Here is a 16,059-nt window from a genome sequence, read left to right as displayed (position 1 = left end):
AGCGATTTATAGGGAACGTTGAGAGAGGTTTGGGTATGGCGTTGCTAGTGCTGACCGATGGGGATGATCGGCTGAATTTGACGGAAGCCCAGGCGGTTTTGGGGCAGGGGGGCAATGACTCCCTGACGGGAACCAGTGGCGATGACATCCTCTACGGCGGCCTGGGCAACGACACCCTGATCGGCGGTGCTGGAGCCGACATCCTGGGCGGCAACGAGGGAGATAATCGCCTGCGGGGTGGGGCGGGCAGCGATATTTTTGTGATTGAGGCTGGAACCGGCACAGCAACGGCCCTGCAACGGATTGAGGATTTTGATCCAACGAGCGATCGAATTGGGCTGGCTCCGGGGCTGCGGTTCGAGGATTTGGAGATTGTGCGGGTTAGCGATCGCGCCAATGACACCATCGCCACCAGCACCACCGACAGCCCCGGCGAAGTGCTGATTTTTCTGAAGGGCACGACCAATCTGCTGGCCCGGGTGGCCAATGTGCGGTTGGCAGACTTGGGGCGCGATCGCTTCGTGGAAGCGGAGGTGCTGCAATTTAGCGACAGCACTTTTCAGATTCGGGAAGATGGCACACCGTTCACCAGTATTCGCATTGAGCGCAGTTTTCCCTTTCTGAAATCGCCAATCACCACCAAAACGGTCACGGTGGGTGTGAGCAATGGCACGGCGATCTTGGGCCAAGATTTGCGCTTGGATGGGCCGATCGTGGCGGAGTTTGGGGCCGATGAGCGATCGGTCTCGGTGGTGTTGCCGTTGGTGGATGACCTACTGGTGGAGGGAACGGAAACCCTGCGCCTCACCTTGGCGGATCCAACCGGGGGCAGCAAACTGGGCGATCGCACGCAGGCGACCCTCTTGATTGAGGACAATGACCAGCCTTCAGCGGCTTCACCGGGACGATTGGATTTCAGCGGCTCCGTCTACAGCGTTGAAGAAAGCGATGGCTCCGCCCTGATCGCCATCACGCGCACGGGGGGCACCAACGGCGAAATTACCGCCACGATCGATATTGTCAATGACAGCGCGATCGTCTTCCGCGACCTGGGCGCACCGGAACCCACCGTGGTGCGGTTTGCCGACGGAGACAGCACCACCCAATTTGTCCGGGTTCCTCTGATTGACAACTTTGTGGAGGATGGAACCCGCAGCGCCATTTTGCGGCTGGTGAACCTGACCAACGGAGCCAGCACCGGAGAACGCCCCGCCGCCCGCTTGGAAATCATCGACAACGACGGCCCCGCCGGAACTTTATCCTTCAGCCAGCCGGTTTTTAGCGTGGTGGAAGGCCAGGCGATCGCCTCGGTGACGGTCACCCGCAGCAACGGCAGCAGCGGCCCCGTCACCGCCCTCATTTCCACCACCAGCGGCACGGCGGTTCCCGGTGCTGATTTTGGCATTCCTGCCAGCACTCTGGTGAGTTTTGCCGACGGGGACACCACACCCAAAACCATTCAATTCTCGATCGGGGATGATGCCCTGTTGGAAACCACCGAAGTGGTGAATCTGGCCCTGGTGAACCCGACGGGCGGGGCCTTGCTGGGGCGGCAAAATACGGCCGTGTTGGAGATTGCCGATAACGATCGATTCACAGCCCAGGTCAACTTTGGGCAAGTGCGCGATCTCCAGCCGATCGGCACGGATCCGATTACGGGCGTTCAATTTTCCAGCAATGCCCTAGGAATTTTGGATTACAACGCGGGTGGCAGCGGCAACTTCACCGATCCGCTGCTGAATGCCGGAGCTGCCGCCCAAGTGATGACCTACGGAGAAGGGCGATCGATTGTGATGACCGTGGCCAACGGGTTTCGCGATCGACTTAGTTTCCGTTATGCGGCCCCCTTTGCCCTTGATCCGCGCCGGGATCCCGATGGGGATGGCCGCCATGAAGTGACGCTCTACGATGGGCCCAACGGCACCGGAAACATTTTGGCCATCATCGATCTGCCCCTGACAGCCGACAGCAACTTACCCGTGGGAGCCTATGCCCTGACCCGCGATCCCTTCGTGGTGAACTTCAGTGGTATTGCCCGATCGGTCACCTTCGGCAGCCAAGCAGACAAGCTGATTTTGGACGACATCGCGATCGGCTAAGCTGCTCGTCACGGCAATTCGTAGCCTGCTGAACAGCAAAAATTTTGATTTGCTTCAACATTGACGGGTCGCATATCTAGTGTTTGACTGAAAAAGGTTTTCTGTTTCACGCTAGATATTGTGGGTGTCCCATCAGCTATGGTCTCGCAACTTGAGGTTTCCACCCTATCGCGATCGTCCAACTCCCTCGCTCATGGTTTGGTGCAGGTGTTTACCGCGCCCCGGCGAACGTTTCTGACAGATGTAATGGCCCAGGCCCTGCGCGTGGCCGGCCAGGGACAGTCGGTGTTAGTGGCCCAATTCCTCAAGGGCGGTATTCGTCAGGGCAGCGACCATCCGATCTCCTTGGTGCAACGGCTGGATTGGCTGCGTTGTGACCTCTCGCGCAATTTGGATGAAGCCCAGCCCACGCCGGAAGAAATCGCCGCCATTCGCGATCTTTGGCAACAGGTGGTCGATCGGGTGCAATCGGGACAATACGAGCTAATCGTGTTGGATGAATTGAGCTTGGCAATTCGGCTGGGGGCGATCGACTGCAAGGAAGTGCTGGATCTGCTCGATCGCTGCCCGCAACACCTGGACGTGATTTTGACTGGGCCCGACGTACCTCAATCGCTGTTGGATGCGGCTGACCAAATCACCGAAGTGCGTCGCAGTCGTCGTTCTTGATCGTTAACTCTGGCTGGTGTGGGCTGGTCTGCTCGATCGGGACTGTGCCCTAGATTGCGCCGCCCCCGAAAGCCATCACAGCCAGGGGTAGCAAGCCCAAGGCTGCTTTATGCTAAGGTGGCTTGCTGCCCTACCTCACTCGCTGACGATCATGCTCAAGAACGATGCCTGGATTACCGAGATGGCCCGCCAAGGGATGATTTCCCCCTTCGAGCCAAAACTTGTACGGCGCATCGAACAGCATCCCGTCATCTCCTATGGGTGCAGCAGTTTTGGCTATGACATCCGCCTGTCGCCCAAGGAATTCAAAATTTTTCGCCACATTCCTGGCACAGTCGTTGATCCCAAAAACTTCAACCCCGCCAACCTGGATCCCGCCGAGCTACACCGCGATGAGAACGGTGAATTTTTCATCCTGCCGGCCCACTCCTACGGCCTCGGAGTCGCCCTAGAGCATTTGCAAATTCCCGACACCATCACCGTCCTTTGCATCGGCAAAAGCACCTACGCCCGTGTCGGCTTGATTGCCAACTTGACCCCAGCAGAGGCAGGCTGGCGCGGCCATTTGACCCTGGAAATTTCCAACGCATCGAGCGCCGATTGCCGGATCTATGCCAACGAAGGCATTGTGCAATTGCTCTTTATGGAAGGGGATCCTTGCGAAGTCAGCTATGAAACCCGCCGGGGGAAATATCAAGACCAACCCGAGTCGATCGTGATTGCCCGAGTCTAATTCGCACCCAGTTTACCGGTTATCCATCTCCCTTTTCCTGCCCCTCATTGTCGCTTTCCCTCGAACGTCATGGATCTGTTTCGCGTTGAAGTGCTTTCCGCCATGCCCAATCCTCAGCAGTTGGTGTGGGCAGCCATGCACCAGGATTATTCGGAAAACTTTGTGGTTGATGAGCGCGATCAATTCCCCGACGAGGCCCGAGCGGGTGAATTAATTATCAAGCACCTCTTACAGGGAAATCGGGGACATTTTGGGCCGATTGAGCATCCGCAAATTGTGTTTAATGTGGGCTTTTTCCCCCATTCAACCATGCAACAATTGCGGACTCATCGAGTAGGAATCTCCTTCGATGTTCAATGTCTAGCAGGCAGCACAGAAATTACCTTTGTTAACTGTGAAGGTGAAACTAGTCAAAAACACAAAAGAACGATCGCTGAACTTCATGACCTCTGGACAAATGGCGAACGGTCTATCCGAGAGCGCCAAATTCGAGGTCGCCATGGTGAACCACCAGGAACCTATCGACGAAGTTGTCGAAAACGCCTGCAAAAAATGCGATTGCGGGTGCTCAATGAAGAAACCGGCTTTTTTGAAACGGGTCATATTCAAGACGTGATGTGCAGTGGTCTGCAACCCGTTTATCGAGTGACACTCGAAAATGGAAAGACATTGGACTGCACCACGAACCATCGTTTGTTCACAGATCAGGGCTGGAAAACAATGGCAGAAGCTGTTGGGCTAGTCGTGGACGAACAAGGTGAGGTTCTACGGATTGAGCGCGATCGCTTTGTCATGTGCAACGGGATTGCTGTTTCTGCGGAAATACCCACTTACCAAAACCAAGCCTGGTTAACGTATCAAATTCAGCAGGGGAAAACCGCACCGGAAATCGCTCGCCTGGCCCGTTGCAGCTCTAAAACCATTCGCATTTGGTCAGAGCGCTATGGTTTGACCTTGCCCAAAAGCCACCCTGGACGACGCGCAGGTGAACAACCCAAATTTAAGAATCAGGATTGTCCCGTACATAGGGATATTCAGTGGTTAAAAGACCAGATTGCAGCCGGATCCTATGCGGATGAAATGGCTGTCCTGGCGGGTTGTTCCGTCTCTGCAATTAAAAAATGGGTGTATCACTACGGGTTAACTCTCAACAAACGCCCCGCTGGCCAGGCAACACCCTGGAACAAAAATCGAGGGGGCTATAGCCTGCATTTATCAGACGATTCCCGTCAAGCTCGACGCGCCCTGAGCTGTCAATTCACTCGCCGGGGTTCGGAATCTAATTTTTGGCGCGGCGGGGTTTCTTCGGAACGCACGATGAATGCAGCTTGGACAAGACAAATCGCCCCCCAAGTACATCAAAAATTTGATTACACTTGCCAAAACTGTGGTGTACGCGGCGGGGAACTCCATGCCCACCATTTAGTGCCAGTTTTTGCGAACCCTGGGCTGGCTTATGAATTTGATAATTTAGTGACGCTCTGTTGCGACTGTCATCAAACAATTCACCACAATCATCAAGAAAAAGCCTTTGCTGAACGTTTTCACCAGCAAGGGTTAGTCATGGCTGATCCAAGCTGCTGGCTAGAAAAACCCAAGCCACCCAGTCGGAAGTTGAAAGCTCATCCTGTGCGGGTGATTGCGGTGGAATACTTGGGAGTCCAGATGACCTATGACTTGGAGGTGAGTGGAGATTGGCACAACTTTGTGGCTAACGGACTCGTGGTTCACAATTCCTTCCGATATTCGGGAATGCGAATTTTGGATGTTTTGAATGGCACTCGATCGCTTGAGGAAATTTTCTACCTGCGGCCGGTTGGTTACTACGCCGATCGCCAAGGGAAAAAGTATTTTTATTCGCCTGAGCAACGGCAAGCGGATTTGGATTGGTGCTTAGAAGCTTGCAAGCGCTATAAGCAACGGATTGAGGAAGGCCTGTCCGAAGAGCACGCTCGCGGGTTGATTCCCTTCGATGTGCGCCAGCATTTCGTGATGAGTTGCAATGCCCGATCGCTCATGCACATTCTCGATTTGCGAGCCAAAGCTGACGCACAGTTGGAAATTCAAAAGCTGTGCGACTTGTTGATGGTGCATTTCAAAGATTGGATGCCGGCCTTGGCCGATTGGTATGAAACCAATCGGTTGGGTAAGGCGCGGTTGTCGCCCTAGCGCTGATTACTGACAGTTGGCCGAACAGTTGGCCGAATGATAATCACGGTGGTGCGATCGAACCCAGGGGGCAGCCCGGGCGGTACTGGAGAGCTGGGATTGTTCGGTGTGGCGCTAGGGGTGTTGCTGCGGGGGCGATTGGCTCCCTCGCTCACGGTGCTGGGTGTGCCGCTACCGGTTGCGCCGCGCCCACCCAGAGGATCCGCCATCCCGTCCAGGGCATCAATCACAAAGGTTTCGGAAAAGCCTGTGCGGGCCGGCCGCCGGGACTCTTCAAAAAAAGAGGGCTTGGGGCTGCTGCCCGAAGAGCCACTGGGGGCTGCCGGTTGGGCGATCGCCCCCATTGTCCCTAACCCCACGCCCAACAAGACTCCGATCGCCCCGCCGCTCAAACGCCATCCCCAGACCATAACCCGCCCCATCGCGATCGCCCTCTTCACTAATCAAGCTCAACAATTCAGGCAAAATTTCTCGGATTGTAGCCAAGTTATTGCCCCAGCCTGCACCCAGATCGCTATCCAACCCGATCGTCATCCAGATTGAATCCGGCGAACTGCCGCGCTAGGATTCCTAAGCGGTGGCAAGAAACGCCAGCAGTTCCCCCGTTGGAATTGCTAGACGAACAAGAGCCATCGATCGTTTCCCTCGTCGCCGCCCAGACAACCTAGAAAACTGCTCCACCCGATCGGCCCCCTTTGCAACCCATGAGCCAAACCAGCAAAAAACGAGTTCTCTCCGGCGTACAACCCACCGGCAGCATCCACCTCGGCAACTATTTGGGCGCAATCCGTAATTGGGTCGTCGATCAGCACCAGTACGACAATTTCTTCTGTGTGGTGGATTTGCACGCCATCACCGTTCCCCACAATCCGGCGGTGTTGGCCGCAGACAGCTTCAAGATTGCCGCCCTCTACTTGGCCTGTGGAATTGACCTCAGTTGCTCCACAATCTTCATCCAATCCCACGTGAGCGCCCACAGCGAATTGGCTTGGTTGCTAAATTGCGTCACGCCCCTGAATTGGCTGGAGCGGATGATTCAGTTTAAGGAAAAGGCCCTGAAGCAAGGCGAAAATGTCAGTGTGGGTCTGCTGGACTATCCGGTGTTGATGGCGGCGGATATTTTGCTTTATGACGCGGATTTGGTGCCGGTGGGCGAAGACCAGAAGCAGCACTTGGAGTTAACCCGCGATGTGGCGATTCGGGTGAATCATCAATACGGCAGCGAGGAGCGGCCGATTCTGAAAGTGCCTGAACCCGCCATCCGCAAGGAAGGGGCCCGCGTGATGAGCCTGACGGACGGGACGAAGAAGATGTCGAAGTCGGATCCGACGGAGATGAGCCGGATTGAGCTGTTGGACAGCCCCGACACGATCGCCAGGAAAATTAAGCGCTGCAAAACCGACCCCCAGCGCGGTTTGGAGTTTAATAACCCCGATCGCCCCGAATGCCACAACCTGTTGGGTCTCTATCAAATTTTGTCCGGCAAATCCCGCGAGGAAGTGGCGACGGAATGTGCCGACATGGGTTGGGGACAGTTCAAGCCCCTGCTGACGGAAACGACGATCGCGGCGCTGGAGCCAATTCAGCAAAAATATAACGAGGTGATGGGCGATCGGGGCTATCTGGAATCTGTGTTGCGGGATGGCCGCGAAAAGGCGGCCGCCGTGGCCAATGCCACCCTGCTTCGGGTGAAGGATGCTTTGGGCTATTCGCGACCGCTTTAGGGCCGATTCGAGGGTTAATCACCCGCTGACGGGCGATCGGTGCGGCCCCGGAATTTGAGACCATAACCAACTGGACAAGGGAGACGGAAACTGCGATGAAAGCCGTGGTGTTTGGTGCAACCGGCGAAACGGGCCGGCGAATTGTGCAAGCCTTGGTCGATCGCCAAGTGCCCGTGCGGGCCGTGGTGCGCGATTTGGCCACCGCTCGCGCGATTTTGCCGGATTCGGTGGAAGTGGTGCAGGGCAATTTACTCGATCGCCGCTCGATCGACTCTGCCTTAGCCGGTTGCACAGTGGTTTTGAGCGCTGCCGGAGCCAGGCCCAGCTTGGATCCAACGGGGCCCTTGCAGGTGGATTATCTGGGAACCAAGAACTTAACCGATGCAGCCAAGGCGGCGGGCATTGAGCAGTTGGTGCTGGTCTCTTCCCTTTGTGTGTCCAAACTGCTCCACCCGCTGAATTTGTTTTGGTTGATTCTGTTTTGGAAACAACAGGGTGAGCGCTACTTGCAAAACAGCGGACTGACCTACACGATCGTGCGGCCCGGCGGTCTGAAAAACGAAGATCGGGACACCCCTGTGGTGATGAGCACTGCCGATACGCTCTTTGAGGGATCGATTCCCCGATCGCAGGTGGCCAAGGTTTGTGTCGAAGCCTTGTGGGAACCGGCGGCCCGCAACAAAATTGTGGAAATCGTGGCGCGGGATGATGCCCCCGTGCAGCCTTGGTCAGCCCTTTTTGCCAGCGTTTAAGCGCGGTTCGATCAATGTTTCCTAACTCATCCAATCCCAATCCCTTGGGGGGTTCTGGGTCGTCGCTGCCCGGTTCACTGCCCGGTTCACTGCCTGGATCTCCCACCGGAGAACCCGGGGGCGATCGCTACGGCACCGGGCTAGTGGCTCCCCAAAGCGTGGATGCGCGCACCAAAAAATTGATGCAGCGCACTTTCTTGATCTTGCTTTTGGCCGGTCTGGCGATCGGGGCGGTCATCTCCGTAGGGGTGGTGATTGCCTTCCAAAAATTTGGTCTGATTGGCGTACCCACCCCCAGCGCCCCGATCACGCCCGGGAATTAGCCCCAAGCTGACACACAACAAGCCATTAGGATTGGCGCACCACCGCCCCACGCACACATAACCCCAACAGGCTGCCACTCAACAGCAGCTTTAGGGTTTCCAGCCCAAAGTAGCCCCCATGCCAAAGGGTCATGGCCGCCGGAACCGAGGGAGCAGTGCTAGCCCAAGACAGGGAAGCCCCTAGCCCCGCCATGGTCGGCGCGAGCCAATAGGTTTGCATCAACATAATGGCCATCAGCACCGCCGCGATCGCCACCACCCACCGCTCGCTGAGGCGGCTCACTTCGTGGCGATATCCCAAGGCCAGCGCACCGGCCATTACCACCCCGGCCACCAACAGCCCCACGTGGTTGAACCCATTGAGCAGTAACCAACCCACGGGCGCAAAGTCGGGCCGCTCCATCATGCCGCCCATGTAGAGGGCCGGCATGGCCGCCAGGTCGATCGCCAAGGTGGCCCCAACCCACAACAAGAGAGCGATCTCAACGGTCATTTTCCAAGCCGATTGCCCCAGACCGAGAGCGTGGCTGAGACTGGTTTTAAATTCAGAACTCATGCTCGATCGCCTCCTAAATTCCAATTTCTAGCCTAGGAAACTTCCGAGATCAGCGGTAGCCTTTGTTGGGTTTATTCATGATTTGCACATGAACCGTAATACCGGCGATTGCTGAAGAATCTAGAGAATTGAGGATCATGGTCTGATCGAAAAAATGAAGTTCTTCGGTTGCTCATTGCCCAAGTTTCAGAATGGGCCAGGTTCCAATGTTGACGACCGGCCGATCGATCAGTGCTAGGGCGCTTTGGGGGGTGATTGATCGAGCGCTTGAATGAGCCAAGTGTTGTTAAAGGGTTCGATCGCCTGGATTTGGTAGCGGGGATTGGTTTTGATCCGATCGAGCCATTCTGTTTTGGGCCGATAGGCGATCGCCCGCTGAATGGTTTCAGGAAGGGGCAGATCGGGTTCCTCTAGGTAAACCAGTTGGGCTTGGGATGGCAGGCGACGGGCCAGGGTAAGCAACCGCAGAGCATTGCCGCTGATCACCACGGGTGGCTGAAGCTCGCTCACCCGCTGGGCGATCGCCGGATCGTCGTAACTGCTGTATTTGTTCCACCAAGTGGGAGCCATCACGCCTTGGCTACTGGACCACAGCCCCACCACCCACAACAGGGCGATCGCCCCCGCAGCCCAAGGCCGCCGCCGTTGGTTAGCCCAAGCTTCGCTGAGACCAAAGGCCAGCAACCAAGTGAGGGCCAAGTAGGCCGGAAGGAAGTAGCGGGCAATGGTCGATCGCTGGCCGCCATCCACCGCATCCAACAGGGCAAAGGGCAGGGCGATCGCGCCAGTCAACAGGGGAAACAGCCAAATATCCGGCGGCGTGACCCGCAGCAAGCGCCGGATGCTGAGTGCAACCATCGCCAGCAACAACCCGATCGGGAGCCAATGCCAGGACAGGGCGATCGGGTCGGTTTCCTGAGTGATGTCAAACAGGGGCCGATCGAAACAGGCTTGCCAATCCAGGGCGATCGCGCTGAAATTTAGGCCCCAACGCTGCACCAAGGTTCCCCAAGTCAGCTCCCGATCGATCCAACCCATGGGCTTTCGATAGGTCAGCCAACAAACCAGCCAGGGACTGAACAGCACCAATGCCCCCAACAGGGAACCACCCCAGGCCAAAAGGTTATGGCGCAAGGCATTCCAACCCCGGTGCGATCGCTCCAGCCATCCCCGCAGGGCCACGTAGGCTCCTTGGGCAGCAATCCCGAGGGCCAAGGGCAAATGGCCATAGAAATTGCAGGCCACCAAGACTCCGTAGGTCATCCAGGCCGATCGAGTGGGTTTACCCAAGCGATCGAACCGCAGAACACGCAACAGGGCCCAACTGGCCAACAAAAACAACACCACCGCCAAGCTGTAGCCTCGGGCTTCGCGGGCATAGACCACTTGGATCGGGGAAACGGCCACCAGACCGATCGCCAAACCAATCACCGATCGCGCCCTGGGCCAGTCGGCTAGCCAAGCCTGCCCAAACAGAACCAAAGCCGGAAACACCAGCAGGCTCACCAGGGCAGAAAAGGCCCGAATCGTCGCTACCGAGTCCCCTGCCAAATGCGTCCAGCCCCGCAGCAACAGGTAATAGAGCGGTACTTGGTCGGGGGTTTCGGTGGCCAGGCTGTGGAGCGTCGCCAGCCAAGGACGATCGCCCGATCGCTGCAAGGGAACTAAATCAGCGGGGACGACGGGCCGCCCCTGGGGCTGGAAAAAGTCCTCCACTTGCTCCTTAGTGTAGCCCGCAATGCGCACGGAGGTGATGGTTTCGTCGTACCAGTAAACCGCGCGATCGAGGGCCGAAAACCGCAACAGCACCGCCACCACCAAGACGAACCCAATCACCCAACCCGATCGGCCCAGCCCAAATCTGCCACACCAAAAACCGCCTAAATTCCCAAATCGGCTCGATCGCTTCGGGGAGCTGCTCATGGCTTCACGTCCCGATCGCGGGCAATTTCAGCGGCGGCATCTGGCAAATCATCGAAATCATCAGGGGCATCATCATCGGGAACATCATCCGCCGGCAATCTCAACGAATCCTCTGGGTCATCATCCATGAACCGATCCTCCTCAATGGCCGACCAATCAGCCGGGGGCCAGTGGAGTGCCAAATAGGGCACATCCCAGGAGTCTTGGCGCGATCGCCCTGCCGCAAAGTTGCGCCCCGTCTCCGCACCGGGGTAGGGCAAATGACCTACCGGGGCCGACAGATCAAAAATGAGAGAGTTGTAAGGAATTAGTTCCACCACCCGATCGGGCGCAGTGCCCCGAAACCGTTGCCACCAAAGGGCCAGCCGTTGCCAGTCGTCCTGGGCAGCCGTATCGGGATCAAACAGAGTCACTTGCCAGCCCACATAATCCGCCAATTGCTCATAAACCTCTGAATCCCACTCTCCCGGCTGCCCGCCCAATTCCGTCCACAGGGCCGCTTGGATGCTCCAGCCAAATTGCCCGCGACTGTAGGTCACCCATAGCTCATCAATCTGTTGCAGTTCCGCCGTGGGTAATTCCAGAAAGGAGCATTGGGCGGCAAAGTAACGCACTAGCCGATCGGTTTCCCGATCGGCCGATCGCCAATCTCCCACTTTCAATGCTTCAAACAAATCCTGATACAAATCTTGGCGGGCAAACCCGCCCCTTGCTTCCGCACAAATCCGATGGGCTTCGCCTCGGCGGGCAATATCTTCGTAAATAAGCAGGCCATCTCGTTCAACTTTGTGGATCCAATCCTCACAGCCGGTCAGCTCTGGTGCAAAGGCATGGCCACAAAATTTACAGGCCTGGTGATCCAGAGGCGCACCACAGTTGGGGCAATGTTCCAAGGACGCATCCAGGGCCAAGGCTCCACAACTGCCACAGGGGCGCGGGGCTAATTGCACCTGAGCCAAGCAGTCTTCATGAAAGAAGCGCTGTAACTGGGGTAAATAAACCACCGCCGAGGGGGCGATCGGCTGCTGACAAACCGCACAGGGCAATCCCAAATAGTCGATCGCCCCGCAATGGGGACAGGCCGCCGCCCCCAAGGGCACCGCTCCGCCACAGTCCAGGCAGGTGGATAACTCAGCCATGCATTCTCCTGCGTTGCTCAACCCCGGGCGATCGCTCCAGTTATGCAAGATTTTGCAACCATCGGGGGCGATCGGCGTTTGTCTGTGGGTTATTTTGCCTGATTTTCTGGTTCCTATTCCCTGGCGCTCAGCGTGTTGATGAACCCCTGTTGATGAACCCTGTGGGCCGTTGCCTGAACTGCTGGGGTTAATCAACCGTTGGGATCGCAGATTGATGGCAACGCCGTTCAGAATCAATGCAGCGCCAACTCAGTACCAATTCAGTTCAGTACCAATCCAGCGCCGAAGGTTTATAAACAGTTCAAGGGTTACAGCCGCGATCACTCGCTTCGGCGGTCGGGGTTGCGGTGTAGTATGTTCGTTGCGACATCCGGCCCGTTTCGGGGGTCATTGGTTCAGCCGATCGGCGACGCGCAATCCTGAGGCCTATGCAACGCCAGAAATTTACCCTTGGTTTCATTGTGGTGTTGACGATCGCGGCGATCGCCGTGATTGTTAACCTGCCCGTGCAGTTGGGGCTTGACCTACGCGGTGGCTCCCAATTGACACTCCAGGTCATGACCACGCCGGAAATTCCCCAGGTCACGCCCGAAGATCTCTCGGCCGTCCGCAAAGTTATTGATAACCGGATTAATGAGCTGGGGGTTTCCGAAGCCCTGGTGCAAACGTCCGGCAACGACAAGCTGGTGGTGCAACTGCCGGGGGTCAGCGACCCGGAACAGGCGGAGCGAGTTTTGGGCAACACGGCGCGGCTGGAGTTTCGGGAGCAAAAACCGGGAACCGAGGCCCAATACCAAGCGGAACGGCAAGTTTACGACGAGCTGAAGGCGAAACGGGCCGCGCTGATTCAGGCAGGGGACAAGGCCGCGATCGACGAAAATCAGCGGGCGATCGAACGGAGCCAGGAAGCCATTAGCCAACTGTTTGAAAAAGCGGTGCTCACGGGCCAAGATCTCCGGGAAGCGGGAGCCGCCCCGGATGGTGGCTTGGGTAACTCTTGGGTCGTGATTATTCGCTTTTCAGCCGATGCCGCCGATCGCTATGCGGAACTGACCAAAAAACTGGCGGGCACGGGTCGCGGCCTGGGTATTTTTCTCGATCGGGACTTGTTAACCGCACCCGTGGTGGGGCCGGAATATGCCCAATTGGGAATTACCGGCGGCAGCACCGAAATTCGCGGTAACTTCACCGCCGACTCCTCCCAAGAGTTGGTGATTCAACTGAAGGGTGGAGCCTTGCCCCTGCCCGTGAAGTTGGTGGAAACCCGCACCGTAGGCGCAACTTTGGGGCGCGACAGCGTAGAAAGCAGCATTTGGGCCGGTGTGGGTGGCTTGGTATTGGTGCTGATCTTTATGGCCATCTACTATCGCCTGCCCGGCGTGGTGGCAGACCTGGCCCTGATCATCTATGCCCTGTTGAACTTTGCGGTCTTCGCGCTGGTGCCCGTCACCCTCTCGTTACCGGGGATTGCGGGTTTCATTCTCAGCATCGGGATGGCGGTGGATGCCAACGTGCTGATCTTTGAGCGCACCCGCGAGGAATTGCAAGCGGGCAAGAGTCTTTATCGATCGGTCGAATCCGGTTTCTATCGGGCGTTTTCCAGCATTTTGGATGGTAACGTCACCACCCTGATTGCCTGTGTGGTGCTGTTTTGGCTGGGCACAGGTTTGGTCAAAGGGTTTGCCCTCACCCTGGCGATCGGGGTGTTGTTGAGCATGTTCACCGCCCTCACCTGTAGCCGCACTCTGTTGTTTGTGGCCCTCAGTATTCCTTCCCTGCGCCGTCCTGAGTGGTATTGCCCCGGTTTAAAGACCGCCAATCTGAAAACGGCTGGCTCGGGCAACTAGCGCCCCCTTCGCCCCCTTCCACCTGCCCTCCTGAATCAGCAAGCGCGATGAACCTGAAGATTATTGAAAAAAGTCGGTTGTGGTGGTCGCTGTCCCTGGCCTTGACCGTTGCCGGGGCGATCGCCGTGATTGGTTGCATGGTCACCTTTGGCACGCCCCTGAAGTTGGGACTGGACTTTGTGGGGGGAACTCGCCTGCAACTGCAACTGGACTGCCCAGCCACCGGGGCCCAACCCCAATGCCAAAAACCTGTGGAGCTGGCCGATGTGCGGGCCGTGCTGAACGAACAGGATTTGGGCGGCGCGGCTGTTCAGTTGTTGGATGTGGACTCCAAGGCCCAAGACCGACATATCATCGCCATTCGATCGCAGGATTTAGCGGCCGAGAAGCGCACGGCCTTGGTGACCGCCCTGGAAGCCAAATTGGGCAAGTTTGATGCCCAAGGAACGCTGATTGACACGGTGGGGCCCGTGCTGGGGCAGCAGGTGCTGAACTCCGGGGTGATGGCTGTGTTGCTGTCCCTGCTGGGCATTGTGATCTATCTGCGTTTTCGCTTCCAGTGGGACTACGCTATTTTTGCGGTGGTGGCCCTAATCCACGATGTGCTGATTACGGTCGGGGCATTTGCGGCCATGGGCTGGTTTGGCGGCACGGAAATTGACACGCTGTTTATCGTGGCCCTGCTGACAATCATTGGCTTTTCCGTGAATGACACTGTGGTGATTTACGATCGGGTGCGGGAGAACATTGCCCAAAATCCCACCGCCCCGATCGATACAGTGGTGAACGATGCGGTGAATCAAACCCTGACCCGATCGCTCAACACCACCGCCAGCACCTTGCTTTCGGTTGTGGCGATCTTCCTGTTTGGGGGTTCCACCCTGCGGGACTTTTCGCTAGCCCTGATCATTGGGTTCATCTCTGGGGCTTACTCCAGTATTTTCATCGCCAGTACTCTGCTGGCCTGGTGGCGATCGCGCCCAGGCTATGTGCCCCCCAAACCTGCCACGGAAACCGAAACCAAGCTCCAAGACTCTATTTAGCCATTCCCTTCTTTGCTGAACAGGGCTACTGAATAGAGCTACTGAGTGGGTTTGCTGGGCTTCTGCAACTTTGCTGTTGCTGAGTGCCCCAATGCCAGTTTCTTGCTCGACCCCAAAGACTTCTTGATCGGCCGTTTGTCTTTTCTTCCTCGCCCCTTGCCCAAGCGTGCCTGCTCCTTCTTCCTCTCGCTTGCCCAGTCGATCGCGCTGGTTGCTGCTCGTCCTCTGTTGGGGCACGATCGGCCTAGCTAGTCTCTGGGCAATGCGCGAAGAGTTTGACCTCTGGCGCACCTATTTCACCTGGGCTGCGGTGCGCTATGCCATTTTTTTCAACCGCTGGCCGGTTTTTGGCCTGTCCCTTTGCCTGGGGCTGACTGTCACCACGCTGATCGATTACGGTCGCCATTATTTCTGTGATCAGCAGCCCGATCGCCCGCATAAACCCTAAATGGGTCACAGGCGTAAACGCTTTAACCAACCCCCAGACCTAGGCATTTTCAGAACCGCGATCGCAAGTTGACTGTCGAGAAAAGTTGATAATAATAAAGAGTGAATTGCAGTGAGCGATCGCTCCTCTTGCTAATCGGGTTTAAGCAATTAGGCCAACGGCTCGATCGCCCCAATGGTTACTTATGCCGTTTACCGAGGAACTACGCCATGTCCGTTGAAATCATAGAGAAGAAGTCAGCCGCCACCATCCGTAAACCAGCACCTCGCTACAAAGTGCTGCTGCATAACGATGACTTTAATTCCATGGAATACGTGGTGGAAACGCTGTTACAAACCGTTAGCAGCCTTACCCAACCTCAAGCCGTTAACATCATGATGGAAGCCCATTTTAACGGCTTGGCTTTGGTGATTACCTGTGCCCAGGAACATGCAGAATTTTATTGCGAAACCCTCAAAAACAAAGGGCTAACCAGCACGATCGAGCCAGACGAATAAGAACCAATTCATCAGTCGTTTTGAGCGATTCTAAGGAACTAAAAACAAGGGGCTTAAGCCCCTTGCCCCCACCAATCCTGGTGCTTTGCCAATACACTGGTGCTTTGCCAGTACCCCAAGTTATTGCTCAGACATCT

Annotated in this window: 15 protein-coding genes; 11 read left to right on the top strand and 4 right to left on the bottom strand. The window is 56.6% G+C overall.

The annotated features are described in order from the left end of the window. Window positions 1–35: 35 nt before the first annotated feature. From H6F46_RS13215 to H6F46_RS13200, 4 genes are all read left to right on the top strand, one after another. Window positions 36–2,099, top strand: coding sequence for a Calx-beta domain-containing protein (locus H6F46_RS13215; RefSeq protein ID WP_190355147.1), 2,064 nt, complete (start codon window positions 36–38; stop codon window positions 2,097–2,099). A gap of 138 nt (window positions 2,100–2,237) precedes the next feature. Further along, a complete protein-coding gene (locus tag H6F46_RS13210) occupies window positions 2,238–2,768 on the top strand; it encodes a cob(I)yrinic acid a,c-diamide adenosyltransferase (RefSeq protein ID WP_190355146.1) in 531 nt (176 codons plus the stop codon). Between the two features lie 151 nt (window positions 2,769–2,919). Next, on the top strand, window positions 2,920–3,501 hold the full coding sequence (dcd, locus tag H6F46_RS13205) for a dCTP deaminase (protein ID WP_099533595.1): 582 nt from the start codon (window positions 2,920–2,922) through the stop codon (window positions 3,499–3,501). 69 nt (window positions 3,502–3,570) lie between these two features. Beyond that, complete coding sequence (locus tag H6F46_RS13200; protein ID WP_190355145.1) at window positions 3,571–5,670, top strand: FAD-dependent thymidylate synthase; 2,100 nt, start codon at window positions 3,571–3,573, stop codon at window positions 5,668–5,670. Here H6F46_RS13200 and H6F46_RS13195 read toward each other — a convergent pair. Further along, window positions 5,667–6,092 carry a hypothetical protein gene (locus H6F46_RS13195; RefSeq protein WP_190355144.1) on the bottom strand — a complete coding sequence of 142 codons (426 nt, stop codon included), beginning with the start codon at window positions 6,090–6,092 and terminating at the stop codon, window positions 5,667–5,669. The two genes, H6F46_RS13200 and H6F46_RS13195, sit on opposite strands and share 4 nt — an antisense overlap. 282 nt (window positions 6,093–6,374) lie before the next feature. Between H6F46_RS13195 and trpS the strand changes: the two genes are divergently transcribed. The 3 genes from trpS to H6F46_RS13180 all read left to right on the top strand — a co-directional run bounded on the left by trpS (window position 6,375) and on the right by H6F46_RS13180 (window position 8,469). Further along, window positions 6,375–7,394: a tryptophan--tRNA ligase gene (gene trpS, locus H6F46_RS13190; RefSeq protein ID WP_190355143.1), complete on the top strand. Its 1,020-nt coding sequence runs from the start codon at window positions 6,375–6,377 to the stop codon at window positions 7,392–7,394. Between the two features lie 95 nt (window positions 7,395–7,489). After that, window positions 7,490–8,146, top strand: coding sequence for an SDR family oxidoreductase (locus tag H6F46_RS13185; protein ID WP_190355142.1), 657 nt, complete (start codon window positions 7,490–7,492; stop codon window positions 8,144–8,146). Between the two features lie 14 nt (window positions 8,147–8,160). After that, complete coding sequence (locus H6F46_RS13180) at window positions 8,161–8,469, top strand: hypothetical protein (protein WP_099533601.1); 309 nt, start codon at window positions 8,161–8,163, stop codon at window positions 8,467–8,469. A gap of 25 nt (window positions 8,470–8,494) precedes the next feature. Here H6F46_RS13180 and H6F46_RS13175 read toward each other — a convergent pair whose 3' ends face one another. From H6F46_RS13175 to H6F46_RS13165, 3 genes are all read right to left on the bottom strand, one after another. Further along, on the bottom strand, window positions 8,495–9,025 hold the full coding sequence (locus H6F46_RS13175) for a DUF4149 domain-containing protein (protein ID WP_190355141.1): 531 nt from the start codon (window positions 9,023–9,025) through the stop codon (window positions 8,495–8,497). 234 nt (window positions 9,026–9,259) lie between these two features. After that, window positions 9,260–10,948, bottom strand: a complete 1,689-nt coding sequence (locus H6F46_RS13170; RefSeq protein ID WP_190355140.1) for a glycosyltransferase family 39 protein — start codon at window positions 10,946–10,948, stop codon at window positions 9,260–9,262. After that, window positions 10,945–12,087, bottom strand: a complete 1,143-nt coding sequence (locus H6F46_RS13165) for a GUN4 domain-containing protein (RefSeq protein WP_190355139.1) — start codon at window positions 12,085–12,087, stop codon at window positions 10,945–10,947. The genes H6F46_RS13170 and H6F46_RS13165 overlap by 4 nt, the downstream gene beginning before the upstream one ends. 428 nt (window positions 12,088–12,515) lie before the next feature. On the opposite strand from H6F46_RS13165, the gene secD reads away from it, so the two are divergent. From secD to clpS, 4 genes are all read left to right on the top strand, one after another. Continuing rightward, a complete protein-coding gene (secD, locus tag H6F46_RS13160; protein ID WP_190355138.1) occupies window positions 12,516–13,934 on the top strand; it encodes a protein translocase subunit SecD in 1,419 nt (472 codons plus the stop codon). A gap of 47 nt (window positions 13,935–13,981) precedes the next feature. Next, complete coding sequence (gene secF, locus H6F46_RS13155; RefSeq protein ID WP_190355137.1) at window positions 13,982–14,977, top strand: protein translocase subunit SecF; 996 nt, start codon at window positions 13,982–13,984, stop codon at window positions 14,975–14,977. Window positions 14,978–15,143: 166 nt separating this feature from the next. After that, the gene (locus H6F46_RS13150; protein ID WP_143473041.1) at window positions 15,144–15,425 is read left to right on the top strand and encodes a hypothetical protein; all 282 of its coding nucleotides are present in this window, start codon (window positions 15,144–15,146) and stop codon (window positions 15,423–15,425) included. A gap of 209 nt (window positions 15,426–15,634) precedes the next feature. Next, on the top strand, window positions 15,635–15,922 hold the full coding sequence (clpS, locus tag H6F46_RS13145) for an ATP-dependent Clp protease adapter ClpS (protein WP_099533615.1): 288 nt from the start codon (window positions 15,635–15,637) through the stop codon (window positions 15,920–15,922). Window positions 15,923–16,059 lie beyond the last annotated feature (137 nt).

It is taken from the genome of Limnothrix sp. FACHB-1083, from assembly GCF_014696485.1.
GTDB lineage: Bacteria > Cyanobacteriota > Cyanobacteriia > CACIAM-69d > CACIAM-69d > CACIAM-69d.
Note: the sequence above shows the minus strand (reverse complement) of the source record. Positions and strands in the feature narration are given on the sequence as shown.